Here is a 26981-nt window from a genome sequence, read left to right as displayed (position 1 = left end):
CTCAGCGTTGCGGCAGGTGTTTGAGCGGATCGACCGGCTTGCCCTGACGCCTGACTTCGAAATGCAGCTTGACCTGGTCGGCGTCGGTATTGCCCATTTCGGCGATCTTCTGCCCCTTGCTGACGCTCTGGCCTTCCTTCACCAGTACGTTCTGATTGTGCGCGTAGGCCGTCAGGAAGGTGTTGTTGTGCTTGACGATCACCAGCTTGCCGTAGCCGCGCAGACCGGTGCCGCTATACACAACCTTGCCACCGCTGGCGGCAAGCACCGCGTCGCCTGCCTTGCCGTTGATATCGATACCCTTGTTGCCACCCTCGCTGAAAGTGCCGATCAGCTTGCCGTTGGCCGGCCAGGTCCAGGTAATCTCCTCGCTGCCGAGCGCCGCATCGCCCACCCTGGTTTCAGCCGCAGCCTCCGCCGGCTTGCCTTCGGGCTTTGCCTCGGCACGCGGTTCGGGCTTTGCCTCGCTGCGAACCTCGGGCTTTGCCATGGGAACCACGGCCACCGCCACCGGCTCGACGAACTTCGGCTGTGCCTGTGCACGTGCCAGGGCCTGTTCGGAGTAAGGCTCCTTGCCGGCCTTCGGCTCGCGCTTGAGAACCTCGCCACCGGCGCCGGCAGTGAGGGAGCGCTGCTCGACCCCCGAGGTCATGGCAACCGGTTTGACGACGGCCCCTTCGGCAGCGGCTGCAGCACCCGGCGCGCGTACCCGCAGCGGCTGCCCGACCAGGATGCGGTTCGGATTCTCGATGGCGTTCCACGCCACCAGGTCCTTGTAGTCGAGCCCATGATCGAGCGCGATCGAGTACAGCGTATCGCCCCGCTTGACGAGGTACACGTCCTTGCTGGCCAGCGGGGCGGCACCAGGAGTTTGTTGCGCACCCACCTGCCCTCCACGTTCGACGACAGGTGCCGGCGATTTGCTGGCGCAGCCGTCGAGAACGAGCACCGCCGTGCAGGCCAGAGCCAGGCCGTAGCGAAAGAGAATACCTTGATCCTTCATTCGACTCCCGATAATAACGGAACGAAGCGAACAGCATCCAGGCGGGTTTCGACGTAAGCCTCGGCGCGTCGATCGATCAGCACAAGCTGTTGTGTCGCCGTACCCAATGGCAGAATCATCCGGCCATTGGGTGCGAGTTGCTGCATGAGTGCGCGCGGAACGTGCGCCGCCGCCGCCGCGACGATGATCGTGTCAAACGGCGCCGCTTCCGGCAGTCCGAACTGACCATCGGCGTGCTTCAGGCGGACCTTGAGCTGCTTGATCGCGCGCAGGTTGAGCTTGGCCTTGGCCAGCAAGGGCGCGATCCTTTCGACCGCATAGACCTCGTCGGTCAGTTGCGCAAGCACCGCAGCCTGATAACCGCAACCGGCCCCGATTTCCAGAGTCTTGCCGAGATCACGCCCGGCACGCAGCGCTTCGATCATCCGCGCGACGACATAGGGCTGCGAGATGGTCTGCGAGAAACCCAGCGGCAAGGCTGTATCCTCGTAGGCGCGCGAGGCCAGCGCCTCCTCGACGAAAACGTGCCGAGGCACGGCGGCGATCGCTGCCAGCACTTCTTCGTCCACGATCCCCTGTTCGCGCAGACGTTCGATCATGCGCGCGCGCGTGCGTTGCGAGGTCATCCCGTAACCGGTATGCGGGCGCACGGGCATCATCGCGCCAGCCACTCGCGCACCATCGATAATTGCCCGTTGTGCGTCAGGTCGATCTGTAGTGGAGTCACCGAAACTTGATGGTTGTGCACGGCGTAAAAATCCGTGCCCTCACCGGCATCCTGCGCGGCACCGGCCGCACCGACCCAGAACACGGTTTCATTGCGCGGCGACAACGCACGCAGCACCGGTTCAGCCTTGTGCCGCTTGCCCAGGCGAGTGACCACGGTGCCACGCAGGTGCTCGTAAGACACGTCGGGAACATTGACGTTGAGCAGCACCGGTTCGCATAGCCCCTGTCTCTGCAACACTTCGACCAGTTCGCGAGCAACCCGCGCCGCGGTCGCAAAGTTTTCGCCGATCTTGCTGCACAGGGAAACCGCCATCGACGGCACACCGAGCAGGAAGCCTTCGGTAGCTGCCGCGACGGTCCCCGAATAAATCGTGTCGTCGCCCATGTTGGCGCCGATGTTGATCCCCGACACCACCATGTCCGGTAGCCCTTCAAGCATGCCGGTGACGGCCAGGTGGACACAATCGGTGGGTGTGCCGTTGACATAGTAGAAGCCATTGGCAGCACGTTTGAGCGACAGTGGTCGATCGAGCGTCAAAGAATTGCTGGCGCCGCTGCGGTCGCGCTCGGGAGCTACCACCGTGATTTCCGCCATATCGGACAGCGCGCGCGCCAGATGTTCGATCCCCGGTGCGAAATAACCGTCATCGTTACAGAGCAGGATCCGCATAGCACTCCACGAACATCGACTTACACGGGCAAAAGGACAAAAAAAACCGGCGAACTGCCGGCCTGCTGACCAACCGCGAGGCTACCGCCTACCCTATCGCCAGCCTGTCGGCCGCAATCCTCTACCGTTGTCACCCGGCGGCGCTCGTAGAGCGCAGGAGTACTGAAAGGTGGCCTGGGGCGCAGGCAGCACTACTGCCGAAATCGGGAGCCATTATAACCGCCTGCGACGATCACTGAACACAGACTTGCAGCCGAAGCGGTCACACGCTACCACAGACGACCTGACGATGAGCATTGCCCACACCAGCCGTACCGATGCACGCGGCATCCTTGCAGACCGCTCTCAACTTCGCCGGCGGACCGCCGATAAAGCAGTCATACGGCAGGCCAGAAGAAAATCACTAAAGTTTTCCGGCGGTGGGTCGTAAGAAAAGATGTAAGCGAAACGATCGCCACACAGGATGGTCCAGGAAACGCCTCGCAAGGCAGAACCCCGGCAACCAATAGTCAATTCGACAGTGATAGGAGAAGGAAAATGCCCCAAGTTATCAACACCAACGTATCGTCGCTCAACTCGCAACGTAGTCTCAACACGTCGCAAGCTTCGCTGACGACATCCCTGCAGCGCCTGTCCTCCGGCCTGCGCATCAACAGCGCCAAAGACGACGCCGCCGGATTGGCCATCTCCGCCCGGATGACCTCGCAAATCAACGGCCTCAACCAGGCCTCACGCAACGCCAACGACGGCATCTCCCTGGCGCAGACCGCTGAAGGTGGCCTGCAGAGCATCACCGAATCGCTGCAACGGATGCGCGAACTTTCGGTGCAGGCCTCGAACGCGACCAACACCGCCACCGACCGCGCGGCATTGCAGCAGGAAGTCGACACCCTGGTGCAGCAGATCAATACCGTTGCCGGCCAGACCGCTTTCAACGGCGTGAAGCTGCTCGACGGTACGTTCAACTCGCAGTCCTTCCAGGTGGGTGCAAACACCGGCGAATCGATCACCATCAATTCGATCGCCAGCGCCAAGGCCAATTCGCTGGGCGTCGGGACGACCTCGACTTACACCACGAGTGAATCGGCAACGGTCACCAACGGCGCCATCTCGACCGGCGGCATCACGGTCAATGGTTACGGTGTCGGGCCATCGGTCACCGATGGTGTGTCCAGTTCCGTGAGTTTCACCTCTTCCAGTGCTGCGGCGGCCAATGTCGACATCGACCCTGCGCTTGCCGCGGGCGGTTCAACGATCACCGGTGCGACGGCGGCCACCGGTTCAAATACTTTAGTCAACGATCTGATTATCAACGGTGTCGACATCGGCGTGATTACCGGTGTAACTGGCACGTCAACCGCTGCCGATCAGGCTGACGCCGTGGTTGCAGCGTTCACCGCCGTGAAGGCCGGTCTTGCCGCTGGCAACCCCCTCACCAACGTCACCGCCGCAAACGTTGGTGGCGTCGTACAGCTGTCCAGCAGCGATGGCAGTGACATCGCCGTTACAGCAACCGCTAATGGCACATCGCTCACCGGTCTGTCGAGCACTGGCGGTTCGATCAAGATCAACGGTGTGCAGCTCGATGCGGCGTTTACCCCCGGCGCGACCGCGACCCTCCAGGGTGACGCCCTGCGCGACGCGATCAATGACCAGACTGACAAAACCGGTGTGGTCGCATCGAACAGCACCGGCATCCTGACCCTCGCTTCCAAGGATGGCCGAGACATCCAGATCGAGCTTACCGGAAGTGCCAAGCTGGCATCAGGCCTGACGGCCGGAACCACCAAGGTTGGCTCGGACAGCGCCATCTCCAAGGCCGCCGCTTTCAACACGGTGACCGGACAAACCGGCGTCTCCGCCGTGGCCACCAAGACCAGCGTCACCGGCGGTGTGATCAGTGCCTCGGCAGCGGTTGACGGCACGACCACCAACTACATGAAGATCAACGGTGTCAAGCTCGGGGCGATTGCCGCCGGCGGCAACGTTGCGGCCCAAGGCAACAATGTCGTTGCAGCGATCAACGCCGTTTCCAACCAGACCGGCGTCACCGCGACCTTCGACACCAGTACCAATCAGCTCAGCCTGGCTGCAGCTGATGGCCGTACCATCACCGTCGAGACCAAGGGCTCGGCCGCGGCAACCAACACCGGCTTCACCGCCAACACGGTCACCAACACCTATGGCGGCATCAAGCTGTCTTCGAGCAGCAGCGCCGGGATCACCCTCGGTGGTGCCGATCTCGCCAACACGGCCCTGAGCGCTGGTTATGAAGCGGCCACCGCGACTTTTGGCGCCGGCATTGCGAGTGTCGATCTGACCACCGCCAGCGGTGCACAAAACGCAATCGCCACGATCGACTCGGCACTGGCCAACATCAACTCCAATCGAGCGAACCTCGGTGCGGTACAGAACCGGTTCGGTAGTGTGGTCAGCAATCTCGCCACAACGTCGGAAAACCTTTCTGCCTCGCGCAGCCGCATTCTTGATGCCGACTTCGCCTCGGAGACCGCCAGTCTGACGCGCTCGCAGATTCTGCAGCAGGCCGGCACGGCAATGCTCGCCCAGGCCAATTCGTTGCCGCAGAACGTGCTTTCGCTGTTGCGCGGATAACCGGATAGGGTTGAATAGCGGTAAGATCGGGGGCGCGGTCGCGGCAACGCGGTCGCGCCCCGATGTTTCTTCCCCAAGGAGTGTGTGATGAACATCCAACCCACTGGCGCTTCGCTGCCACCCCCGGTCAACCCGGCACTCAGCGTGGCAATGCGTGAAACAAGGGCACCCAGCGAAACAGCGACCAAAGTCACCGACCCGTCGCAGTCGCCGCTGCGCGCACAGCAACCCGACCGCGAAAAGCTGGAAGCCGCCACCCAGAGCGTCCGCGACTTTGTCGAACCGATCAACAGCAACCTGGAGTTCAGCGTCGACAACGATACCGGGCAACTGGTCGTCAAGATCATCGACCGCGCCACCAAGGAAGTGATTCGCCAGATGCCTTCCGAAGAAATGCTGGCGATTGCCAAGGCACTCGACAGCATCAAGGGCCTGTTTGTCAAACAGACGGCCTGACCTGCAGTTTGCGCTCAAGCGGCGCAGGAGAACACCATGACGATCTCGTCACCGGGCCTAGGCTCGAACCTCGATGTCAACAGCATCGTCAGTCAACTGATGGCGCTGGAACAACGCCCCCTGACCGAACTCGCGAAGAAGGAAGCAGGCTTTCAGGCCAAGATCTCGGCGCTTGGCTCGCTGCAAGGTGCGCTCTCGGCAATTCAGACGGCGTCGGGCAATCTCGTCCCCGCGAGCGGCACGACCGCCATACAAAAGTTCTCGGTTTTCAAGTCGACGCTGACCGACGCGACGGTCGCCTCAGCCACGGCCGCTTCGACCGCGGTGGCTGGCACTTATAGTCTCGAAGTGACCCAACTGGCCAAACAACACAGCCTCGCGACGTCTACCACGGCCACCCCTTTTTCTGGGACCAACGGCACGCTCACGACCGGCGGCACGCTCACCATCCGGCTCGATACGCAGGCCGGATCGACCACCCCGAGCAAGACGACCGATATCTCGATCGCCAACGGCGCCACACCGGAAGCCATTCGCGATGCAATCAACAACGCCAGTGCCGGAGTTTCGGCATTGGTGATCAATGGTACCGCCGGCAAGCAACTGGTATTGACCGGAGACACCCCCGGCAGCAACCAGTTCATCAAACTATCGGGAGTCGCCGCCCTCGCCTACGACCCGAACGCCACTCCGCAGCCGCTCACCGACCCCTTTGTCCAGTCGCAGGCCGCACAAGGCGCCACTTTCAAACTGAACGGCATTGCCGTAGCAGCCGCCACCAACACTGTCACGACAGCGATCGACGGCGTTACGCTGACCTTGCTGAAAGGTCCGGAAGCACCCGCCACCTCAGTCAGCACCACGCTGACGATCAGCAAGGACAATTCAAGCCTGAGCACGGGTGTTAACGCCCTGGTCAAGGCATTGAACGACTTCCAGACCACGGCCAGCAGTCTAGGCAGCTATGATGCAACCACCAAGAAAGCCGGTACGCTGAACGGCGACAGCACGCTGCGTGCGGCCCAGAACAATATCCGCTCGGTGCTCGGCAACATTCCCACAGAGCTCTCGGGCGCTGCGCTGCAGCACCTCACGGACATCGGCATCACTCTGCAAAAGGACGGCAAACTGACTGTAGACTCGGCGAAAATGACCAAAGCCATCAGCAGCGATCTCAATGGCGTCGCCAAGCTGGTCGCCGCCTACGGTAGCGCATTCAAGACCGCCGCCGATGGACTGGTTGGCGCCGGTGGTCTGGTTGCCGCCCGAAGCCAGGGCCTGAGCACATCGATCAAGGCCCTGGGCAAGCAGTCGGAAGTGATCAACAGTCGCCTGACCCAGATCGAATCGCGCTATCGCAAGCAATTTACCTCGCTCGACACCCTTATCTCGGGAATGACCAAGACCAGCAATTTCCTTACGCAACAGCTCGCCAATCTGCCCAGTTACAGCTAGGAGTCCCCCATGTTCGGCAATGCACGAAAAGCGATTTCAGCCTATCAGAAGGTAGGCGTTGATGCGGCCATCGAGGTCGCCGACCCGCACCGGCTGATCCTGCTGCTCTTCTCAGGCGCCCAGGCTGCGATCGGGAATGCGCGCGCCGCAATGCAACAACAACAGATCGCCGCCAAGGGTGAGGCGATTTCAAAAGCCATCGACATCATCGGCAACGGGCTCAAGGTGAGCCTCGATCTGGAGAAGGGTGGCGAAATCGCCGAACGCCTGGATGCCCTCTACGACTACCTGGTCTTGCGCCTGCTCCGCGCCAACCTGAACAACGATCTGCATGCGCTGGAAGAGGTCTCGGGCCTGCTTGAAGAGATCCACAGCGCGTGGCGCGACATTTCGCCGAACGCGGTACAGCAAGCGGTCGCATGATTGCCGTGCTGCAGGCGCTGGAGGAACTGCTGGCCCTCTCCGAGAGCATGCTCAGCGCCGCAGGTGCCGAGGACTGGGAGACACTGGCCAGCCTCGAAGCGGCACGCCGCGCGCTTACCGAAAGCCTGCCCGCCGGGCTGACCGCCGACCTTCCTGCCGGGTTGCAGGCGCGAGCGCGCGTCCTGATCGAGAATTGCCTGCGCTGCGACGAGAACCTGCGGCCACTGCTGGACACCCGCATGAGCGAGTTGCAGGTCGTTCTACGCGCGGCTCAGCCGGCCCTCTGAACAAATGATCCGCGCCGACGTAGCCAATCGCTTGCAGCCGGCGGCCGACATCGCCTTGCGACCGGCGCCGCCGGCACAGGAGATCACCGACAAGCTGTCCGGCCTGGTCGCCGGGCAACGGCTGCTGGCGGAAATCCAGTCATTGATGCCTAACGGCAGCTACCGCGCGCTGATCAACCAGCGCAACGTGACGCTTGCCCTGCCCTTTGCGGCCAAGAGCGGCGACACGATCGAACTCGAAGTCACCGAAAGTGACGGCAAGCTGACCCTGGCCGTCGTTGCAACTGCCGGATCGGAGAGCGGCAGGGACGAGGATGGATCCGCCGCGACCAGCCTGAGCCGTACCGGGCAGTTGATCAGCAATCTCCTGGGCGGTCCGCGCGACGGCAAAGGTGGCCCTGTGGCGCTGCCACTCAATGGTAATCAACCGATCTCTACCAGCCCACCCACTGACGCCCAGGAACTGTTGCCGCTGCTCAAACAGGCGATCACGACCAGCGGCATGTTCTACGAGTCGCACCAGGCCGAATGGGTCGAGGGCCGCTACAGCAAGGAGCAGCTCTTGCAGGAGCCACAAGGAAAACTGGCACCACAGACGCCGCTGCCGCAGTTGCAGCAACCATCTACCATCGGCGACACCAGTGTCATCAGCGGCTCGCCCGCCGACACCGCGCCGGTGGTCGCCAAGACGCCAGAAGCAAACACCGGCGCGGCGCAGCCGTCACAAGCGGTGGCCGCACAGGCCCAGTCGCTTGTCCAACAGCAACTTGAGGCCTTCGCGACCCAGAATTTTTCCTGGCAAGGGCAGGTCTGGCCTGGCCAACAGATGCAGTGGGAAATCGAAACCGACAACGAGCGCCAGCAGAGCAGTGGTGACGACGATAGCCAGAAATGGCAGACACGGCTGCGGCTGACGCTGCCCCGGCTCGGAGAAGTGGAGGCCCGACTTCATGTTCAGGGACAGCAGCTCACCTTGGCCATGCGCGCCACCAGCGCCGAAACGCGTGAGTTGCTGCGCGGTGGAACGGCCACCTTGCGCAGTCAGCTTGAACAGGCCGGGCTGGATCTCACGTCACTGGGGGTCGCTTCACCACAGGAAATACAGGCGGATATCCAGTTTGCAGAATGACTCCATGCCGGAAGATGCCGGGCGCAGCCCTGCCGCCGCCCTTGACGCAGTGCTTGCACCGGCCTTGGCCAAGGCGCTGGCATGCCACGATGCCGGACAGTTCAGCGAAGCCGAGCAACTCTGTCAAGCAATCCTGCAGGCACGGCCTGATCACCCGGAGGCGAACTATCAACTTGGTCTTCTGGAGATCCAGCGGCTGCGACCGGCCACAAGCCTGCCCTATTTCCTTGCCGCCATCGAAGCGTGCCCGGAGTCACGCCCCTATTGGTTGAGCTACCTTGAAGCCCTGATACAGGCCGAACAGGTGGACACGGCAAGACAGGTGCTCGCACTCGGCCAACAGCATGGCCTGGCCGGTGCCGAAGTGGATGCTCTGGCTCTGCGCCTGACCGATGGCACACCACTGGAGCAGGCGCCCGACGCCAAGCCCGTCAGGCCAGCCCGCAGGCACTCCGCGAAAGGTGCTGCGGGCCGCGACGGCAAGCCTTCCGCTCAGGATGAGAGCAAGCTGTTGACATTTTTTAACGCCGGGCACTACAGCGAGGGAGAAACTTTCGCCAGAGAACTGACCGAGCGTTTTCCGGGCCATGGTTTTGGGTGGAAAGCGCTCGGGACATTGCTCAAGCTACAGGGACGCAACACCGAGTCGCTGGTCGCTCTGCGCCAGGCGGCAGACTTGCTGCCACGAGACGAGCAGGTGCAGAGCACCATGGGGCTGGCACTTGCAGACCTCGGAAAGCAGAAGGAATCGGAAGCTTGCCACCGCCGAGCGCTGAGAATCAAGCCGAGCCTGGCCGAAGCACATTACAACCTTGGCAATTGCCTCTGTGCGCAGGGGCGGTACAAGGAAGCCGAGAACTGTTACCGCAGAGCGGTGTCCTTGAAGCCATCGTATTCCCTTGCCTACTGCAATCTGGGCAACGCGCTCACAGACCAGGGTTGCCTTGCCGAGGCCGAAGTCAGCTACCGGCGAGCTTTGGCACTGCAACCGGACCTCGCCGCAGCGCATCTCGCGCTAGGCAGAAATCTGAAGGCGCAGGACCGCCCCAACGACGCCGAGGCCAGCTACCGACGGGCGCTGGCTTACCGGCCGGATGATGCCGAAGCACATAACCATCTGGGAGAAACGCTGAGAGATCTCGGTAGACTGACCGAGGCGGAAAGTGCCCTCTGCCGCGCTCTGGAACTGCAACCGGATTTCGCCGAGGCGCATTATCACCTTGGCAACACGCTCGGTGACCAGGGACGCCTGGAGGAAGCCGAAACCGCGTGGCGTCGCGCGGTGGGCTGCAAACCGGACTTCCTCTTCCCGCTCGTTGCCTTGGGTTCCGCACTCAGAAAGCAGGGACGCCTCAAAGAAGCCGAAGACTGCTTGCGGCGCGCGCTGGAGTACTGGCCAGAGGTTGCCAAAGCACATTTCAACCTTGGCAACATTCTGAGTGACCAGGAACGACTGAGCGAAGCCGAAGCCAGCTACCGCCGCGCGCTGGAGCTTATGCCCGACCTGACCGATGCGCTTCTCAATCTCTCCACCACCCTCATCGCACTCGGCCGATACGCCGAAGCCGAAGCAGGTTTTCGGCAGGCCCTGACAATCAGACCCGAGAGCGCACGCGCGTACAGCAACCTGCTCTTTTGTCTGACCCATGACGAAAGCGTTGATGCAGCGGCACTGTTTGCCGAGCATTGTCGGTTTGGCGAACAGTTCGAAGCCCCTCTGCGTGCCCACTGGACGCCGCACAGCAATTCTCGTGACCCCGAGCGTTGCCTGCAGATCGGTTTTCTTTCGCCAGACTTTCGCAATCACGCCGTGGCCAATTTCATCGAACCGGTTCTCGCCGAACTGAAGAACTTCCGGCAATTGTCACTGCATGCCTACTACAGCCATACCGTCGAGGACCATGTGACGCTGCGCCTGCGAGAACACATTCCTCACTGGCACCCGGTTGCCGGCATTGCCGATACCACTCTCGCCGATCGGATCCGGGCCGACGGAATCGACATTCTCATCGACCTGAGCGGCCATACGGCCCACCATAGACTGCAGACCTTTGCCCGCAAACCGGCACCGCTGCAGGCCAGCTGGATTGGCTACCCAGGCACCACCGGCCTGCAGGCCATGGACTACTACCTCGCGGATCGCTTCTTTCTGCCTTTCGGCGAGTTTGACGAACAGTTCACCGAAAAAATCGTGCGTCTCCCGGCAAGCGCGCCTTTCCTGCCGTTTGCCGATGCGCCGGCGGTGAGTCCGCTGCCGGCGCTGAGCAGGGGCCATGTCACCTTCGGTAGTTTCAATCGACCGACCAAGATCAGTCCCTCGGTCATTGCTCTCTGGTCGCAACTGTTAAGAGCCGTGCCCAACTCGCGGATGCTGCTCGGGGCGATGCGGCCTGACGGACGTGCCGACCAATTGATTGAGGACTTTGCGCGCAACGGAATCAGCCGCGACCGCCTGAGCCTGCATTATCGCTGCGACATGAAAACCTATCTGACGCTGCACCAGGATGTCGATGTTTGCCTCGATACCTTCCCCTACACCGGCGGGACAACCACTCTGCACGCCTTGTGGATGGGTGTACCCACATTGACCATGGCCGGCTCAACCGTGCCCGGGCGACCCGGTGCATCGGTCCTCGGCCATGTCGGACTGGAGACATTCATAGCTGCCGACCCGGCAGAGTTCGTGAACCAGGGCGTGGCGTGGACAGTCAATCCGGAGTCATTGGCCCGACTCCGGACCGAATTGCGGCAACGTTTGCGCCAATCGGCAATGGGCCAACCGCAATTGGTCGCCGCTGGGCTGGAAAGGGCACTGCGCATCATGTGGAGACGCTGGTGTGCGCAGCTTCCCGCGGAATCCTTTGCGGTAGATGCGCAGGATCTTACTTGAACAAGCCGAGGCTGGCGGTGATGCAGCCCTACTTCATGCCGTACATCGGCTACTGGCAACTCCTCGCCGCTGCCGATCGATTCATCGCTCTCGACGACGTCGCGTATACCCCCAGGGGCTGGGTGAACCGGAACCGAATTGTGGTCCATGGCGCAGCCCATCTGTTCACGCTGCCTGTAAGGCGTGCATCACACCATCGCTTGATCAGCGAACTGGAGCTCGCCGTCGATGCCGCCTGGCTCAGGGCCTTTCGTCTGACGCTCGAACAGAGTTACCGGAAGGCACCCTGCTTCGAGGAAACCATGGACTTTCTCGCGCCGCTGCTGTCCTCATGTGGTGGTCCCCTGCTGCCTTTTCTGCTGCTCAGCATGCAGGCCGTGGCCAGGCATCTCGGCATCGTGACCCCGGTCTGCCTGGCGTCTGCGGTCGACCCCGAGCATCGGCAGCGCGGCCAGGACCGCATACTGGAGTTATGCCGGCGTGCAGGCGCGTGCGAATACATCAACCTGCCAGGCGGCAGGGATCTCTACGACAGTGCCGCGTTCGCGAGCCGCGGCGTTCGCCTTGGGTTCATCGTCCCGCAGGAACGACCCTACCCGCAACTTGCCAGGCAATGGTTACCTTGGCTTTCGATCATGGACATGTTGATGCAGCTCGGACACACAGCCACGCGACAAGAGTTGTCGGGTTACCGACTCGACGCGACCGGCAGCGAGTTTCCAAGGTGAGGGATTCTTTGGTGCCGTCGGCAACGCTGATCTTTCCTGCCGTAAACCAACTGGCCGCAGACTACTGGCGGGCAGCACAGCAACGTGGGGAGCAAACGGTCGCCGCGGCATCGGTGGCCGCGGATGTGTCGCTGTTCAACGGCACGGCCGTCGTCAGCTTGCCGACCATTTACGAAAGGGACTTCCCGGCGGCATTTCTGGCGCTGATCGCCGAGCATTCGATTGCGCGGATCCATTGTTCAGTGGCCAGCGTTTACGCTTTCCTGCGCCAGTTCTGCATTGAGCAGCGGCTGACTATTGAACTGCTCGGAGACTCGCCGATTCACCAGCAAATGTCACAGCACCAGCGCTTGATGGCGCGCGCCAGGCAACTGCGGCCTTTGGTCATCGCCTGCGCTGATGTCTCGAAGGTACTACCGGAGCTTGAAATCGCCGCCGTGTTTCGCCAGTCCGCCCTGATCTACGGTGAGTCGAACGACGAGAAACTGGCGGCGATGATGGGCATTGTCGCCAGCGCGCCAGCCGGAGATGTGGTCGAATTGGGATCGCTGATGGGGAGAACGGCGTTTGTCCTGCTTTATCTGTCCCGACGCTACGGCCTTGGCCCCTTGCTGACCGTTGACCCCTGGCTTCCGGCGAATGCGGTCCATCGAGACTCGCCCGAAGCTATCCGCAGTCTGGTCGACGATTGGGACTACGATGCCCTGGCCGAGGCCTTCTTCGTCAACCTGGCGCCGTTCGTCGGCAGCGACCATGCCCATCTGCGAATGCCATCCGCACAAGCTTTTCCCGTATACGCCGAGGGCTGCCCGATTCTGTCTCAGGATGCGAGGGCGGTGCCCTACTGCCGGCGAATTGCCATTCTGCACATTGATGCCAATCATGATTACGATGCCGTCAGAAACGACTGCGATCTCTGGCTACGCCGTTTGCTTCCGGGGGCCTGGCTGATCCTGGATGACTATGTGTGGTCGCACGGCGACGGCCCCCTCCGGGTCGGCAACGAGCTGATCGAGGAATACGCTGAACGCATTGAACGCGCCTTCGTGTGCGGCAAAGCGCTGTTCATGAAGTTTCGCGGCGACGCGAATAGGGAGGAGTAGGAGAATGAGATTATCCGCATCGCGGTTCTACGTTTGTCCGCAGTGCAAGGCGCCCCTGCGCCTCGACATGCTGGAGGACAGCGGCGAACAGGTCCTGAGCGGTACCCTCTCGTGCCGGTGCGGTGAGGTGTTTGAAATATCACACGGAATTCCTGACCTGACCTGGCCACGACAACTCGCCAGCAGCGACATGGAGGCAAAGCATTGGTACGACGCCAATGCCGACGTCTATGACGAGAATCTGCACCTGACTTTCGATACCTTTCGCGAGGACGAAAGTGCGGTCAGAAATCGCCTGGTCGACAAGCTTGACCTCCGTGAAGGGAGTTGCGTACTCGAACTGGGAGCCGGATCGGGCAGGGACTCGGTGCTGATTGCCGAGCGACTGGGTCCGGCAGGCCAGTTGTACCTGCAGGATATTTCGCTAGCCATCCTGCGCAAGAGCTTCAGCAAACTCGCCCAATACCCGGTGGCCACCGAGTTCCACGTCGGCAACGCCTGTAGCCTGCCGTTTCCGGACCGGGTATTCGACGCTGTTTTTCATTTCGGCGGCCTGAACACCTTTTCCGATATTGGCGGGTTCTTCCGCGAAGTCAACCGGGTTGCCAAGATCGGGGCAAAGATCGTCGTCGGTGACGAAAGCATGCCGGTCTGGCTGAGGAATACAGAATTTGGCGCCATCCTGATGAACTCCAACCCGCTGTATCGCTACGACCTGCCGCTGCAGCACCTGCCCGTGTCCTGCCGTGAAGTGAAGCTGGAGTGGATCATCGGAGGCGTGTTCTATGTCCTCGAATATCGGGTCGGCGACGGAGAACCATTCGCCGATCTCGATTTCGAGATCCCAGGGATACGGGGAGGAAGCCACCGGACCCGCTACCATGGTGTATTGGAAGGCGTTACCGCGGAAGCGAAATCGCTGGCTCAACAGGCTTCTGCCAAGAGTGGCAAGAGCATGCATCGCTGGCTCGACGACGTGGTCAGGAGTGCTGCCACGCGCGACCTCGAGTCCGAGTAGGGAAGCGAGAAAATGAGCGGCAAACCGGAGATTGACGAGAACTGCCGAGCGCGCTATGAGCGCTACGAAACCGAGCATTGGCAGGATCTGGCGCGCTGCGTCGGCCTGGCGAAGCTGGACTTGAAAGAGGTGATGATGCACGCGCCAGCCTTCATCAGAAGACGTGAACTGGCGCGACTGCTGGCCCATTACGAGTTGTTCAAGTTGGTGGCCGACATGCCCGGTTCGATTGCCGAACTGGGCGTGTACCTTGGTGCCGGTATGTTTACCTGGAGCAAACTGCTTGAGACCTTCAATCCGGGAGATCGCGGGCGAAAGGTCTACGGTTTCGAAAGCTGCGGCGGTTACGAGTCCTTTACTCCCGAGGACGGTGACTGCAAACCCTGGGTAGACCGCTTGATTGGTGCCATGAAACCCACCGAAGAGTACCTGCAGGGCATGGTCGACCTCCATAACAACGACAACTTTCTGCGCGGCGTCGAGCGCTGCAAGCTGATCCAGGGAGACATCCGGTTAACGGTCGAGGAGTTCGCAAGAAACGCCTTGGGAACCCGCCTGAGTCTGCTCTATTTTGACGTCAACGTTTTTGAACCCACCTTGGCGGGCCTCCGCCATCTCTACCCGCTGGTTCTTACAGGCGGCGTCGTCGCTTTCAACGCCTATGCTTCTCCCCCCTGGGCGGGCGAGGGAAACGCGCTGGAGACCTATTTTGCCGAGATCGGGCACGCCGTCCCCCGCATGACCAAGTTTCCCTTTTCGATTTATCCGAATGCCTATTTCATCAAGCCATAGTAGAGAGTGAACAGGATGTTGCAATGGCGCAAGCTGGGAATGCTTTTTCGACCCGAGGGGCGCTTCCCGTGGATGCATGAGTACGCGCAGGTGCCGACAACCCTGCTCCTGGATGATCGTCTGCGCGTATATTTCAGTTGCCGCCCGAAACGTGCGGCAGACGGCTCGTGCCTGAGCCATACCGGCTTCGTGGATCTTGACCGCGGCGATCCCCGGCAGATACTGGCCGTTTCGCCGCGGCCGGTCATCGAACTCGGCGAACTGGGCTCCTTCGACCAGTTCGGCGTCATGGCTGGAAGCGTGCTGCCGGTCGGTGACGAAATCTGGCTGTATTATTGCGGGTGGACGCGAAGCGTTGCCGTTCCCTACAACTGGGCAATCGGTCTGGCGGTCAGTCGTGACGGCGGCAGACACTTTGCGCGCATCGGCAAGGGACCGATCATTGGCCCGTCAGCCTCCGAGCCTTACCTGCAGGCCTGCCCGATCGTGCGCCGCCAGGAAGGGGGGCGGTGGCATATGTGGTACCTGTCCGGCACCGCCTGGCTGGATACGGGTCGCTGTCGGGAATCCATCTACGTCGTCATGCACGCCACATCGCGTGACGGTATCGACTGGGAGCGCGACGGCAAACCGGTGCTGCCCGCACGCGTCGATTTCGAGTGCCAGACCAGCGCCTCGGTATTCGAGCATCAGGGTCGGCATCACATGCTGTTCTCTTACCGGCATGGCCTTGATTTCCGCAACGCCACGCGCGGCTACCGCATCGGCCACGCCTGCTCGGACGACTTGCGGGTATGGCAGCGCACCGATGACGAGGCAGGTATTGAGCCGGCGATCAGCGGCTGGGATTCGGAGATGGTCTGCTATCCGCATGTTGTTGATCTCGACGGCAGAACGCTTTTGATTTACTGCGGTAACGAGTTCGGCCGAGAAGGCTTTGGCTGGGCCGAGCTACTTCCCTAGCGCTTGCAGAAAATCGGACGACCATGAAGAAGCTGCTTGTTTTTGGCGCCGGCAAGATCGCCGACGTGATGTCGGATTACTTCAATCGCGACAGCGATTACGAGATTTCCGCCTACACCTGTGAAGGGGTGCTTGGCACTGACGCACAATATCGTGGCTTGCCGCTGGTCTCTTTTGAAGACGCGACACGCCTTTTCCCTCCAGACCGGTACTTCCTGCATATCGCTGTTGGCTACCATCAACTGAATCGCCTGCGCGAAAGGCTCTTTGTCGAAGCACGAGGCAAGGGCTATGCGCTTGCCAGCTACGTCAGTTCGCGCTGTTGGCCAGGACAAAATGCCGTCGTAGGTGAAAACTGCTTTGTTGCCGATGGGGTATCGCTTGAAGCAGGGGCACGCATCGGTGACAACGTCGCGCTCTGGAGCAACGTTGTGGTCGGGCATCATGCCGAGATTCGCGATCATTGCTGGGTCGCCGCGGGTACCGTGATCGGTGGCGGCAGCGTGGTCGGGGAGCGCTGCTTTCTGGCGCTCAACGCGACGGTTGGTAACGAAGTGGAGATCGGTTCTGACAGTATCCTCGGGGCACGCACGCTGCTGACCCGATCGGTAGCCAGCAAGAGCGTTCTCGTCGAACGTGACACTGAGCTGTTCCGCCTCGACAGTGACCAGTTCCTGCGCATCTCGAAACTGCGCTAAGCGCCATAGCCATGCCTTACGCGTATAACCTCGGGCGGGCTTTTGCGGAAATTGCCGACAGCCATGCCCAGCGACCCGCATTGGTGTTCGGCACCGAACGGTCAATTTCTTACGCCGACCTCGATCGCCGCTCGAACCGGATAGCCCATTGGTTGAAGGTGCAGGGGCTGCGCCGACGGGACATCCTGGCACTGTTCCACGCCAAGTCGACAGAAGGCTTTGCACTGATGCTGGCCGCCTTGAAGATCGGCGCGGCTTACGTCAATCTCGATGATCAGAACCCTCCGCAGCGCCTGGGCAGGATTCTGACGACGTGCCAACCGCGCATGGTGATAAGCGACCACCCTCTGCCCAAGGACATCGAGGAGTGTTGTCAGGCGAACGCCACACCGCTGTTGATGCTGCCCGATCCAGAAACGCAGGCACAACTGCCAGATCATCCCCCCGTAGAGATGGATCAAACCACCGGCAGCGACCCGGCCTACCTGATGTTCACTTCCGGATCAACCGGAACACCAAAGGGCGTCGTGATCTCCCATGCCAGCGTCCTCAATCTTGTCAAGTGGGCGCGCGCAGAGTTCGCCATTACCGGAGATGATGTGCTGACCGGCGTCAACCCCATGTATTTCGACAACTCGGTCTTCGACTTCTACGCATCGCTGTTCAACGGTGCTGCTCTGGCGCCGCTGCCCCGTGAGATTGTCGCCTCGGCGCCTGCGCTGGTGCGACGTGTCGCTGAGCTCGGCTGTACCGTATGGTTTTCCGTGCCTTCTCTGCTGATCTATCTGATGACCATGCGCCAGCTTCCGACGGGCACATGGCCAGCGCTGCGCTGCCTCATCTTTGGCGGCGAGGGTTACCCCAAGACAGAGCTCAAGAGACTGTTCGACCTCTTTCATCCGCGTACCCGCCTGGTCAATGTTTACGGACCAACCGAATGCACCTGCATCTGTTCGGCCTATACGCTGGGTCAGACGGATTTCAGGGATCTGCAAGGGCTGGCGCCCCTGGGAAAACTGGCGGCGAATTTCTCATGTCTGCTATTGACCGAGAAACTGGCCGTGGCAAAAAGCGGCGAAGTCGGGGAGCTTTGTCTGTTGGGCCCACAACTGGCCATGGGCTATTACAACGACGCCGAGCGCACCGCGCGCAGTTTCCTCGACAATCCGCTCAGTGTGCACTTTCATGAACGGCTGTACCGGACCGGCGATCTGGTACGGCAGGATGATGGCGGATTATTATGGTTCGTTGGACGCCGCGACAATCAGATCAAGCACCTCGGCTACCGCATCGAACTCGAAGAAATTGAAGCTGCCTTGCACGCACTGCCGAATGTCACCCAGGCTGCAGCCTTTTATCAGCGCGTCCGTGATCAACACGGACGCATCGTGGCGTTTGTCAGTTCACCGCTGCCAATTGACGCAGGCAGCATCCGCGATGGGCTCAGAAACCGGCTGCCTGCCTACATGATTCCAGCACAGGTCGAGGTGCTGACGGACCTGCCACGCAATGCCAACGGCAAGGTCGACCGCCAGGCGCTGGCGCTTCGCTTGACCAGGCTCTAGCACGGAAACGATTTCGCTCACAGTTTCAAGCCGCCGTCGAGTTCAATCACGGTCCCCGTCAGGTAATCGTTCTCGGCCGCAAAGATCACGCACTGTGCCACCTGCTCGGGCGTACCCAAACGCCGCAGCGCCGTTCTGCCGACCCAGTCCCTGAGACGCTCCTGGCTCATTGCCGCGTGCGTTGAAGAGGTATCGATGAAGCCCGGCGCAATCGCCAGCGCGCGAATCCCCAGGCCCCCGAGTTCCTTCGCCCACGACAGTGCCAGGGCGTTGCTGCCAGCCTTGGCTGCCGCATAGGCGCTTTGTCCGGCATTGCCACGGGCGGCGACCGAACTGATATTGATGATCACACCACGCGTGCGGCGGCGAATCATCTTCTCGGCAACGCATGCGCCCATCACCAAGGCTGTGGTGAGATTCAGACGCAAGGCCTTTTCCCAGAGACCCAGGTCGTGGCGCCCGCCAGTTCGGTCGAGCAGGTTATACAGCGGTGCGCTGCAAATCCAGCCTGCCGCATTCACCAGCATGTCGATACGACCATGTGCCTGCATCACGGTGTCGACTACGGTTGAAGCCTGATCCGCATCGGCGACATCACACGGGAAGACCGTGATCCGTTCTGCCACAAGCGTGTTCAGCAGTTCACCGTTGAGGTCCAGGGCAGCGACTTTGCATCCCGCGCCAGCCAGGGTCAGCGCAATGCAACGTCCAATATTCTGGGCCGCACCGGTGACAATCACGACAGCACCATCAAGCTCCATCGAGCAGACCTTTTTGCCGTAGTAGTCCGATGATCGCGGCGAGCGAGGTCATGTCCGCGATCTGATCACCATCAAGTACGATCTGGTAATGTTCCTCGATACTGATCACCAGTTCCATGTGCGCCAGCGAGTCCCAGGCAGCGGTGGTTTTCATGGTCATGCCGGGATCGATGTCGCCGACCGACAATTTCAGGGCAGAAGCGACAAGTCGCAAGAGTTCGTTCATTATAGGTGCACGCTGAGCGTGGTTCAGTAAGGTGAGCAAACGATTTCGCTGATACGATCGACGACCTTGTGGTCAAGATCAGGATAGATCGGCAGGCACAGAATCTGTTTGGCAATGCTCGTCGCCACCGGCAGGTTGGCGGGTGCAGCCGAGGCAATTCCCCGGTACATCGGGAGGTCACTGATCAGAGGATGAAAATAACGTCGGACGTGAATGTTCCGGCTTCGGAATCTGTCGTAAAGCTGGTCGCGTGAAAGCGGGTACTCCGAGCCAATCAGTATCGGGAAATAGCCGCCATTCGGCTTGACCCCGTCGGCTGCCACCAGGCAGCGTACGCCCGCGACGCTCGCCAGAGCATCGCGGTAGCGCCTGTCAATGCGCATGCGCGCGGCTATGGCCTGATCAATGTGTTTGAGTTGCAGCAAGCCGAGGGCGGCCTGAAACTCACTCATCTTCCCGTTGATGCCGGGAGCCACGACCGTGACTTCGTCGGCAAAACCGAAATTCTTGAGGTAATCGATGCGCTGCTTGAGCTTCGCGTCATGACAGATGATGGCGCCACCTTCGAAGGTGTTGAACACCTTGGTGGCGTGGAAGCTCAGCATTGCCAGATCGCCTTGTTCAAGCAACGAGTGCCGATCAACCGACACACCGAAAGCATGCGCCGCATCGTAGATCAGTTTCAGTCCGTAGCTGTCCGCGATCTGCTGCAGGCGCAGGCTGGCGCAAGGATTACCGTAACAATGCACGGGCAGGATGGCGGTGGTGCGCGGGGTGATTGCAGCCTCGACGAGTTCCTCGTCAAGGTTGCAGGTATCCCTTCGGATATCGACGAATACCGGCTTGATACCATTCCACAACAGGGCGTGTGTCGTGGCGGCGAAAGTGTAGGGCGTGGTGATGACCTCGCCCGTGATGCGTAGTGCCTGCAGCGCCGTCATCAATGCCAGCGTGCCGTTGGCAAACAGGCACACCTGCGGTACCCCCAGGTATTGCCGGAGTGCTTCCTCGAACTGTTGGTGGAATGGGCCGCCGTTGGTAAGCCGCCGACTTGCCCAGATCTCTTCCAGATAGGGGAGAAACTCTTCCAGCGGAGGCAGGTACGGCCGGGTAAGGAATATGGGCTGCTCTGGCATGAGTTCCGGGGCTGGTGGTCGCGTCTCGCGTCATCTCATTATGCACGCGATGACGCGAATTGGAATACTCCTCGATTCGCGCCACCATTTCCATGCCCCGGCCACTCAGGCAATCAGATGAAAATCGCCATGATCAAGGGTCGGGTGGGTCGAAATACCGACCAGCGCGATCTCCACTGCAGCGCCGCTGCCACTGCCATCGGCATCATAATACAGCGAACCGCTGGTGGTGTTATAGACGATCCGGTCATCCGCGTCGTGCCCCTTGATGGCGCCGGCAGCAGCCCAGAACTGCTCGACGCCCAGATCGCCGGTTGACCCACCGAGCGCCGGGAACAGCAACAGGCTGAAGTCGATATGGTCGGTTCCTGCCTGGAAATCGATCAGGGTATCCTTGTTGCTTGCCGCATTCGGAGCCGTATTGAACACAAACGCATCCGCACCATCGCCGCCCGTCAGCGAGTCGTTGCCCTGCCCACCGATCAGCGTGTCGTTGCCGCTGCCGCCGATGATCCGATCGGCGCCGTTTCCACCATCGATCTGGTCGGCATAAGCCGTTCCGGTCAGGAGGTTCGCGCCGGCGTTACCGACCAGAGTAATCGCGTTGCCCATCGCCAGAGCATCGACATTGAGGGCAACGGTGCCGGTGGTTGTCGCTACCGCACCGGTGCCGGTGCCAAGCACCACCCGCTCGATGCCACTGTCGCCCGCGTACAGCTTGAGGGTACCGGCGGTGGTATCTGCGAAACGCACTTCGTCGATCCCCGTGCTGCCGGTATCGGCGAACTCGGCCGCCGTATGTTCGGAGGCACGCGCGATCAGGTAGAGGTCGGAACCCTCACCACCATTCATGCTGTCGGTACCGGCCAGCCCCTTCAAAAGGTCGGCACCGTCGCCACCCTCGATCCGATCGCCATAGGTCGTTCCGGTCAGGATATTGGCACCGGCATTGCCAACCAGGGTGATGCCTTTGAGCACTGCGGACGCATCGACATTGAGGGCGGCCGTGCCCGTGGTATCCGCCAGCGCGTCACTGCCGGTGCCAAGGACCACCCGTTCCAGGCCCGTGTCGCCGGCGTACAGCTTCAGCGTACCGGCGCTGGTGGCGGTGAAGCGGACTTCGTCGACACCCGCGCTGCCGGTATCGGCGATCTCCGCCGCCAGATGATCGGAGGTCAGAGCGATCAGGTAGAGGTCGGAACCCTCGCCGCCATTCATGCTGTCGGTACCGACTCCACCAATCAACAGGTCAGCGCCGCCTCCAGCCTCGATCCGGTCGGCGTACGCGCTTCCGGTCAGGACGTTCGCGCCGGCATTGCCGACCAGGGTGATGCCTTTGGTCACCGCCGACGCATCGACGTTAAGGGCAGCCGAGCCGGTGGTCGTCGCTACGGCGCCGGTGCCGGTGCCCAGCACCACCCGCTCGATGCCCTTGTCGTTGGCAAAGAGGTTCAGCGTGCTGGCGCTGGAGGCCGTGAATCGCAGTTCGTCGACTCCGCTGCCGCCCGTATCGTTGATCTCTGTGGAAACATGCTCGGAGGCCAGTGCGATCAGATAAAGATCGGAACCAGCGCCGCCATTCATGCTGTCGACGCCGTCCCCACCGCTCAGGATGTCGTCACCGCTGCCGCCATCGATCTGATCAGCGTATGCCGTTCCGGTCAGAACGTTTGCCCCGGCATTGCCGACCATGGCGACACCATTGGCCAGTGCCGAAGCATCAACATTGAGAGCAGCCGTACCGGTAGTCGTCGCCGCAGCGCCTGTTCCGGTGCCAAGTACCACCCGCTCGACGCCACTGTCGCCCGCGTAGAGCTTCAGGGTAGCAGCGCTGGTGGCCGCAAATCGCACTTCGTCAACCCCGGCGCTGCCGCTATCGGAGATTTCCGCCGCTAGATGCTCGGAGGCAAGCCCGATCAGGTAGATGTCGGAACCTTCGCCACCATCCATGCTGTCAACCCCGGCCAGGCCGTTCAAGACGTCGACGCCGCCGCCGCCCTTGATCCGGTCAGCGTAGGCTGTCCCAGTGAGGATATTGGCACCATCGTTACCGACCAGGGTGATGGCCTTGGTTAGCGCCGACGCGTCGACATTGAGGGCAGTCGTGCCGGTGGTCGTCGCCACCGCTGCTGTTCCAGTACCAAGCACCACCTGCTCGATGCCTCTGTCACCCGCAAACAACTTCAGCGTGCCGGCACTGGTGGCCGCAAATCGCACCTCGTCGACACCCGTGCTGCCGCTGTCGGAGATTTCTGCGGCCGCATGCTCGGAAGCAGCCCCGATCAGGTAGATGTCGGAGCCCTCGCCACCGTTCATGGTGTCGATACCGGCCTGGCCATTCAACACGTTGTTTCCGCTGTTGCCGGTAATGCTGTTGGCCAACGTGTTGCCGGTCCCCATGAGGTCGGCGGTTCCCTCCAGTTGCAGGTTCTCGACGTTGACCGACATTACCCAGGAAGCCGATGCACGCACCAGATCAATGCCACCCGTGGTGCTGCTTTCGGTCACGATATCACCGCTGTCGTCAACCAGGTAGACATCGTTGCCACTTCCACCGAGCATCTGGTCGGCGCCAGTGCCACCATCAAGCAGATCATTGCCCAGCCCGGCATTCAGCGTATCGTTGCCACCAAGGCCATAGAGCCTGTCGATACCTGAGCTACCGTTCAGGGTGTTGGCGCTGTCATCGCCGTTGAGCGTCAGCCCGGTACAGGGAAGCGCGCTGATCGAGTAACTGCCGGTGGACAGAGCATCGCCCTTGGCTGCCAGGTAATGGGTGCCGCTCACCGTCGCGGTATAGATGATCTGCGAGTCGGTGGTCGACGCACTCGCGTCATCATTCTGGGTGATTGCCGTCAGGGTTGATCCATAGAGTTCAAGATACGGATCGAGAGCCCCGCCAACGCGTTTGAGGTTGAACACATAGGTATACCCGGCGGTCAGGCTGACCTTGAAGAGGTCGCCATCGGACGCCGTCTCGATGACACCGGATACTGCGCTACCTCCGACGGTAACTAATCCGCGGGTCGCGGTGGTCATCGTGTAATCGTCAGGAACCACGACGACGTCATCGTTCCGGATCGTCCCCGTGGCGCTTGAGGTTCCCAGTACCAGCCCCGACGACGGACTGGTCAGGCTGACGGTCAAGCCCTCGTCAGACTCCACCTGCGTATCTCCGGCAATGAGCACCTGGATCGCCTTTGTCGTCTCGCCGGCCTGGAAGGTGACACTGCCCGTGGTCACACCGGTAAAGTCGGCAGCAGCGGCCGCCGACACGCCGGATCCGGCCACTCGCCAGTTCACGGTTTGCGCCGTACTGCCCGCTGCGCTGAGGCTGACGTTGAAGACATAGGCGGTCGACCCGCTATTGCCTTCGAGCACCGACGGTGCGCTGGCCGCAATCGACACCGTGACGGGGTCCAGTGCAACACCGGCACCATCCGACAACTCGCCGGCGGTCTTCGTCACGTTCGAGAACACAAAGGTCTCGACATCCTTGACGATGTCCGAACCGGTGGCGCTACCGACGAAGGTGAAACCCTGGCTGACAATATATGAGAAACTGTATTCAGAAAAAGCGCCAGAAAAAACCACGGTGTCGTTACCCGTTCCCCCATCAAGACGGTCATTGCCGGCCCCCGCCACGAGAACATCGTCACCGCCGCCTCCCGACAGCGAATCATTCCCCATACCACCGTCAAGGACGTTGTTCAGGGCGTTACCGCTGATCGTGTCGGCACCGGCGCCACCGACCGCATTTTCGATCGCGCAGGTGTATGCGATTGCAATGTTGTTGGTCATGCTGTTGCATGAGGAATAGGCACCTGGCGCGAGATCGATGGTGCTGGAGGTAGACCATCCGCTCAGGTCAAGCGTATCAGTACCCGCAGAGTCGTAAATCGTCAGGATCGGGTGGAGGTTTACCGCAAAGTTGTAGATCGCGGACAAGGTGCCGAAATCCGTGCTGTTAAATCCATAGGTGGTGTTGCCTGTACGCGTTGTCGTCTCGGCGCCATACATGGCCTGCAGGGCCATGATGTCGTTGAGCATCGGAGTCTGGGGTGAATACAGCCTTCCGTCGGCACCGATCCAGTCAGCCCAGGCCACCAGACCCACCCCACTCGAGGAACCCGAACCCCAGTTGGGTCCGAAATAGGACATCACGGAATAGACACCACTATCCTGGTAACTCGACGGCGTCCAGGTACCTGATCCGTTGTAGTCGCCCATGTGATCCAGGCCGAGAGCATGCCCTGTCTCATGGATGTAGGTCAGGAAAGAGTGCGCGCCGACCTGAGGCGCCATCAAGTCCGCATACGCACGATTGAACCACACACTGCCGGTCGTCGGCAGATAGGCATGGGCATAGCCAATGCCGGTGGTACTCGTCCCGTATTCGATATTCGACGCACCGGAGCTAACTTTGAGGAAGTCCGGGGCGATGAGGTCATCCCAGGTTTGCAGTGCCAGCGTGGCGGCGGCCTGTTGAGTGGCATTCAGACCCTGAAAGCCCGAGAGTTCCGAGCTACCATAGATGCCGCTTGACGTTGTCGGGAAGGCGTACGTAATCGTACTTCCAGACCAATGATAGCCGGTATCGAGTTGAGCAAGAATTTGCTCTTGGGTCCAGGATGCTAGCGCCACAGTACCACTCCTTCAAGTAAGAAGGCGGCAATGTCGAGGGCGCTCAGGAGATACCCAGCAAACTGCGCTGAATCTATGCAACCCGGCCGCCCTTCCTGAATTTCAGGTGAGGGCCCTCGGCTTTGCGTCCGGAGATTTCTCCCCGTTTGCCTTTGGATAAGATGGTGTTCAGCTTACACCTTATGCTCATCCTGTCAATACCCTGAAGCCTGTTTTCTCGCTACTCGCCGACGGTCGGGTGCGGCAAAATACCGAAATCGGTTCGCACGCGGTAAGATGTGGTCCCATGATCACCACCACCTACCGCGATGTCCCTGGACGCCGGCACCACCGTGGCCACCAGAGAGAATCGATCGAGTCCTCGCGCGGTCCGCACCTGGACAGGGGGCCGCCGCCCGGATTGGCGCGTACAGGAAGGGAGGCGTGTGCGGAAAGCAACCGCTGAGTCGCTCAAGAATGCCGTCGCGCTCGCCTACAGCCAAACCGACGCAGCACCGCGTGTCGTCGCCAAAGGGCGCGGACTGGTAGCTGAACAGATCATCGCCCGTGCTCATGAGCACGGGGTTTATGTGCATGAATCCGCAGAGTTGGTGTCGCTGCTGATGCAGGTGGATCTCGATCAGCGTATCCCGCCACAACTTTACCTGGCAGTAGCCGAACTGCTGGCCTGGCTTTACCAGCTCGAGAATGGCTCTTCACGACGGCCCGCACCACTCCTCACAGCCCCCACAGAAGAGAAGCCGGAACGGTGATGTTGGCGTGGTCGGTGACCCCGGCAGCGGTTTTGCTTTAAACTGCCGACTCCAGCTGATTCCGGAAGAACCAATGGAAGAAACTGACGTTCAGGCACAGGCAGAACAGACGCCGATTCGATTCGAGATCGAACGGCCTGAGGATTACAGTCAATACCTCCTGCATTCCAAAGCAGAGATCGTTGCCGTCCTGCGCGCGCTGATCGAGCGACGGGCACTGGTCAGCGTCTACTTCAACCAGGGCAGGTCCTTTCTGCTCACCTCAGTGCTGAATATCGATACGGCAAGCGGTTACCTCATCCTCGAAGGTGGTCGTGAAGACACCATCAACAGTCAGGCCCTGCAGGCCGAGCAGCTTATTCTGACCGCCGCAGTGGATAAGGTGAAGGTGCAGTTCACCTTGCGCCACCTTGCCGAAACACGGAATGCCGGACATCCGGCGTTCCGTGCCGAATTGCCTGACCAAGTGCTGCGACTGCAGCGGCGCGAGTATTTCAGGCTCTCGACACCCGTTGCAAAACCGGTCAAGTTCGTCGCCACGCTCAGGCGCGCCGATGGTAGCGCCCTGGTCCTGGAAGCATCGTTGCTCGACCTCAGCGGCGGCGGCGTTGGCCTGATGGCGACCCCTAGCCTGGCAGCGCTCCTCCAGCGTGGTGCCGTTCTGACCGACTGCAAGATGACGCTTCCTGACGAGGGCCTGCTGGTCGCCAACCTGTGCGTGCGCAACAAGTTTGACGTCACAACCAAGAGTGGTTCCCGCTACATTCGCGTCGGCTGCGAATTCATTTCCTTGCCGGGAGTGAGGATGAGCATGGTGCAACGCTATATCACGCGTGTCGAGCGCGAGCGCAAAGCCCGGATCAGCGGCATGGGCTAGGGAGATGGAGGCGCTCCAATAAAGCCAATCCTACCCTACATCAATGAATGCTTGAAGCAGGGT

At 60.9% G+C, this 26981-nt stretch carries 23 protein-coding genes and 1 riboswitch; of the genes, 16 read left to right on the top strand and 7 right to left on the bottom strand.

From position 1 onward, the window contains the following. Position 1 precedes the first annotated feature (1 nt). Genes AC15MQ_RS01690 through surE form a run of 3 tightly spaced genes read right to left on the bottom strand, consistent with a single transcriptional unit; the run spans position 2 to position 2402 of the window. Positions 2-1003 carry a peptidoglycan DD-metalloendopeptidase family protein gene (locus tag AC15MQ_RS01690; protein WP_483079129.1) on the bottom strand — a complete coding sequence of 334 codons (1002 nt, stop codon included), beginning with the start codon at positions 1001-1003 and terminating at the stop codon, positions 2-4. Continuing rightward, positions 1000-1659, bottom strand: coding sequence for a protein-L-isoaspartate(D-aspartate) O-methyltransferase (locus tag AC15MQ_RS01685; protein WP_483079226.1), 660 nt, complete (start codon positions 1657-1659; stop codon positions 1000-1002). The genes AC15MQ_RS01690 and AC15MQ_RS01685 overlap by 4 nt, the downstream gene beginning before the upstream one ends. Further along, entirely contained in the window at positions 1659-2402 is a 744-nt protein-coding gene (gene surE / locus AC15MQ_RS01680; protein WP_483079128.1) for a 5'/3'-nucleotidase SurE, read from the bottom strand. Before surE ends, AC15MQ_RS01685 begins: the two co-directional genes overlap by 1 nt. Before the next feature lie 537 nt (positions 2403-2939). On the opposite strand from surE, the gene AC15MQ_RS01675 reads away from it, so the two are divergent. The 14 genes from AC15MQ_RS01675 to AC15MQ_RS01610 all read left to right on the top strand — a co-directional run bounded on the left by AC15MQ_RS01675 (position 2940) and on the right by AC15MQ_RS01610 (position 18522). Then, positions 2940-5015 (top strand): flagellin N-terminal helical domain-containing protein, encoded by a 2076-nt coding sequence (locus AC15MQ_RS01675; RefSeq protein ID WP_483079127.1) that lies wholly within the window; start codon positions 2940-2942, stop codon positions 5013-5015. Between the two features lie 87 nt (positions 5016-5102). Beyond that, positions 5103-5471, top strand: a complete 369-nt coding sequence (locus AC15MQ_RS01670; protein WP_483079126.1) for a flagellar protein FlaG — start codon at positions 5103-5105, stop codon at positions 5469-5471. Between the two features lie 36 nt (positions 5472-5507). Next, the gene (gene fliD, locus AC15MQ_RS01665; RefSeq protein WP_483079125.1) at positions 5508-6926 is read left to right on the top strand and encodes a flagellar filament capping protein FliD; all 1419 of its coding nucleotides are present in this window, start codon (positions 5508-5510) and stop codon (positions 6924-6926) included. A gap of 9 nt (positions 6927-6935) precedes the next feature. Beyond that, the gene (fliS, locus tag AC15MQ_RS01660; protein ID WP_483079124.1) at positions 6936-7349 is read left to right on the top strand and encodes a flagellar export chaperone FliS; all 414 of its coding nucleotides are present in this window, start codon (positions 6936-6938) and stop codon (positions 7347-7349) included. Further along, complete coding sequence (locus tag AC15MQ_RS01655; protein ID WP_483079123.1) at positions 7346-7636, top strand: flagellar protein FliT; 291 nt, start codon at positions 7346-7348, stop codon at positions 7634-7636. The genes fliS and AC15MQ_RS01655 overlap by 4 nt, the downstream gene beginning before the upstream one ends. A 4-nt stretch (positions 7637-7640) precedes the next feature. Continuing rightward, positions 7641-8765: a flagellar hook-length control protein FliK gene (fliK, locus tag AC15MQ_RS01650; protein WP_483079122.1), complete on the top strand. Its 1125-nt coding sequence runs from the start codon at positions 7641-7643 to the stop codon at positions 8763-8765. A 4-nt stretch (positions 8766-8769) separates the two neighbouring features. Next, a complete protein-coding gene (locus AC15MQ_RS01645) occupies positions 8770-11655 on the top strand; it encodes a tetratricopeptide repeat protein (RefSeq protein WP_483079121.1) in 2886 nt (961 codons plus the stop codon). After that, the gene (locus tag AC15MQ_RS01640) at positions 11652-12383 is read left to right on the top strand and encodes a WbqC family protein (protein WP_483079120.1); all 732 of its coding nucleotides are present in this window, start codon (positions 11652-11654) and stop codon (positions 12381-12383) included. The genes AC15MQ_RS01645 and AC15MQ_RS01640 overlap by 4 nt, the downstream gene beginning before the upstream one ends. Further along, a complete protein-coding gene (locus AC15MQ_RS01635; protein ID WP_483079119.1) occupies positions 12380-13486 on the top strand; it encodes a class I SAM-dependent methyltransferase in 1107 nt (368 codons plus the stop codon). Before AC15MQ_RS01640 ends, AC15MQ_RS01635 begins: the two co-directional genes overlap by 4 nt. Positions 13487-13490: 4 nt before the next feature. After that, the gene (locus tag AC15MQ_RS01630; protein ID WP_483079118.1) at positions 13491-14504 is read left to right on the top strand and encodes a methyltransferase domain-containing protein; all 1014 of its coding nucleotides are present in this window, start codon (positions 13491-13493) and stop codon (positions 14502-14504) included. 12 nt (positions 14505-14516) lie between these two features. After that, positions 14517-15296 carry a TylF/MycF/NovP-related O-methyltransferase gene (locus AC15MQ_RS01625; protein ID WP_287653128.1) on the top strand — a complete coding sequence of 260 codons (780 nt, stop codon included), beginning with the start codon at positions 14517-14519 and terminating at the stop codon, positions 15294-15296. 39 nt (positions 15297-15335) lie between these two features. Then, on the top strand, positions 15336-16259 hold the full coding sequence (locus AC15MQ_RS01620) for a glycoside hydrolase family protein (RefSeq protein WP_483079117.1): 924 nt from the start codon (positions 15336-15338) through the stop codon (positions 16257-16259). A gap of 23 nt (positions 16260-16282) precedes the next feature. Next, complete coding sequence (locus AC15MQ_RS01615) at positions 16283-16957, top strand: acetyltransferase (protein ID WP_483079116.1); 675 nt, start codon at positions 16283-16285, stop codon at positions 16955-16957. 11 nt (positions 16958-16968) lie between these two features. Next, positions 16969-18522 carry an amino acid adenylation domain-containing protein gene (locus tag AC15MQ_RS01610; RefSeq protein ID WP_483079115.1) on the top strand — a complete coding sequence of 518 codons (1554 nt, stop codon included), beginning with the start codon at positions 16969-16971 and terminating at the stop codon, positions 18520-18522. A gap of 17 nt (positions 18523-18539) precedes the next feature. Here AC15MQ_RS01610 and AC15MQ_RS01605 read toward each other — a convergent pair whose 3' ends face one another. The 4 genes from AC15MQ_RS01605 to AC15MQ_RS01590 all read right to left on the bottom strand — a co-directional run bounded on the left by AC15MQ_RS01605 (position 18540) and on the right by AC15MQ_RS01590 (position 25289). After that, a complete protein-coding gene (locus AC15MQ_RS01605; RefSeq protein WP_483079114.1) occupies positions 18540-19283 on the bottom strand; it encodes an SDR family NAD(P)-dependent oxidoreductase in 744 nt (247 codons plus the stop codon). Then, a complete protein-coding gene (locus AC15MQ_RS01600; RefSeq protein WP_483079113.1) occupies positions 19273-19509 on the bottom strand; it encodes an acyl carrier protein in 237 nt (78 codons plus the stop codon). Before AC15MQ_RS01600 ends, AC15MQ_RS01605 begins: the two co-directional genes overlap by 11 nt. Before the next feature lie 23 nt (positions 19510-19532). Further along, complete coding sequence (locus AC15MQ_RS01595) at positions 19533-20645, bottom strand: DegT/DnrJ/EryC1/StrS family aminotransferase (protein ID WP_483079112.1); 1113 nt, start codon at positions 20643-20645, stop codon at positions 19533-19535. Positions 20646-20750: 105 nt separating this feature from the next. Next, a complete protein-coding gene (locus AC15MQ_RS01590; RefSeq protein ID WP_483079111.1) occupies positions 20751-25289 on the bottom strand; it encodes a M10 family metallopeptidase C-terminal domain-containing protein in 4539 nt (1512 codons plus the stop codon). Between the two features lie 73 nt (positions 25290-25362). Then, positions 25363-25450, bottom strand: a riboswitch (cyclic di-GMP riboswitch). A 264-nt stretch (positions 25451-25714) separates the two neighbouring features. Here AC15MQ_RS01590 and AC15MQ_RS01585 point away from each other — a divergent pair. Further along, positions 25715-26041 carry an EscU/YscU/HrcU family type III secretion system export apparatus switch protein gene (locus tag AC15MQ_RS01585; protein ID WP_287653136.1) on the top strand — a complete coding sequence of 109 codons (327 nt, stop codon included), beginning with the start codon at positions 25715-25717 and terminating at the stop codon, positions 26039-26041. 73 nt (positions 26042-26114) lie between these two features. Then, entirely contained in the window at positions 26115-26918 is an 804-nt protein-coding gene (locus AC15MQ_RS01580; RefSeq protein ID WP_287653137.1) for a flagellar brake protein, read from the top strand. Positions 26919-26981 lie beyond the last annotated feature (63 nt).

The sequence above is a fragment of the Candidatus Accumulibacter propinquus genome (assembly GCF_056856495.1).
The sequence above is the reverse complement of the archived record's forward strand: the minus strand, read 5'-3'. Positions and strand labels throughout refer to the sequence as shown.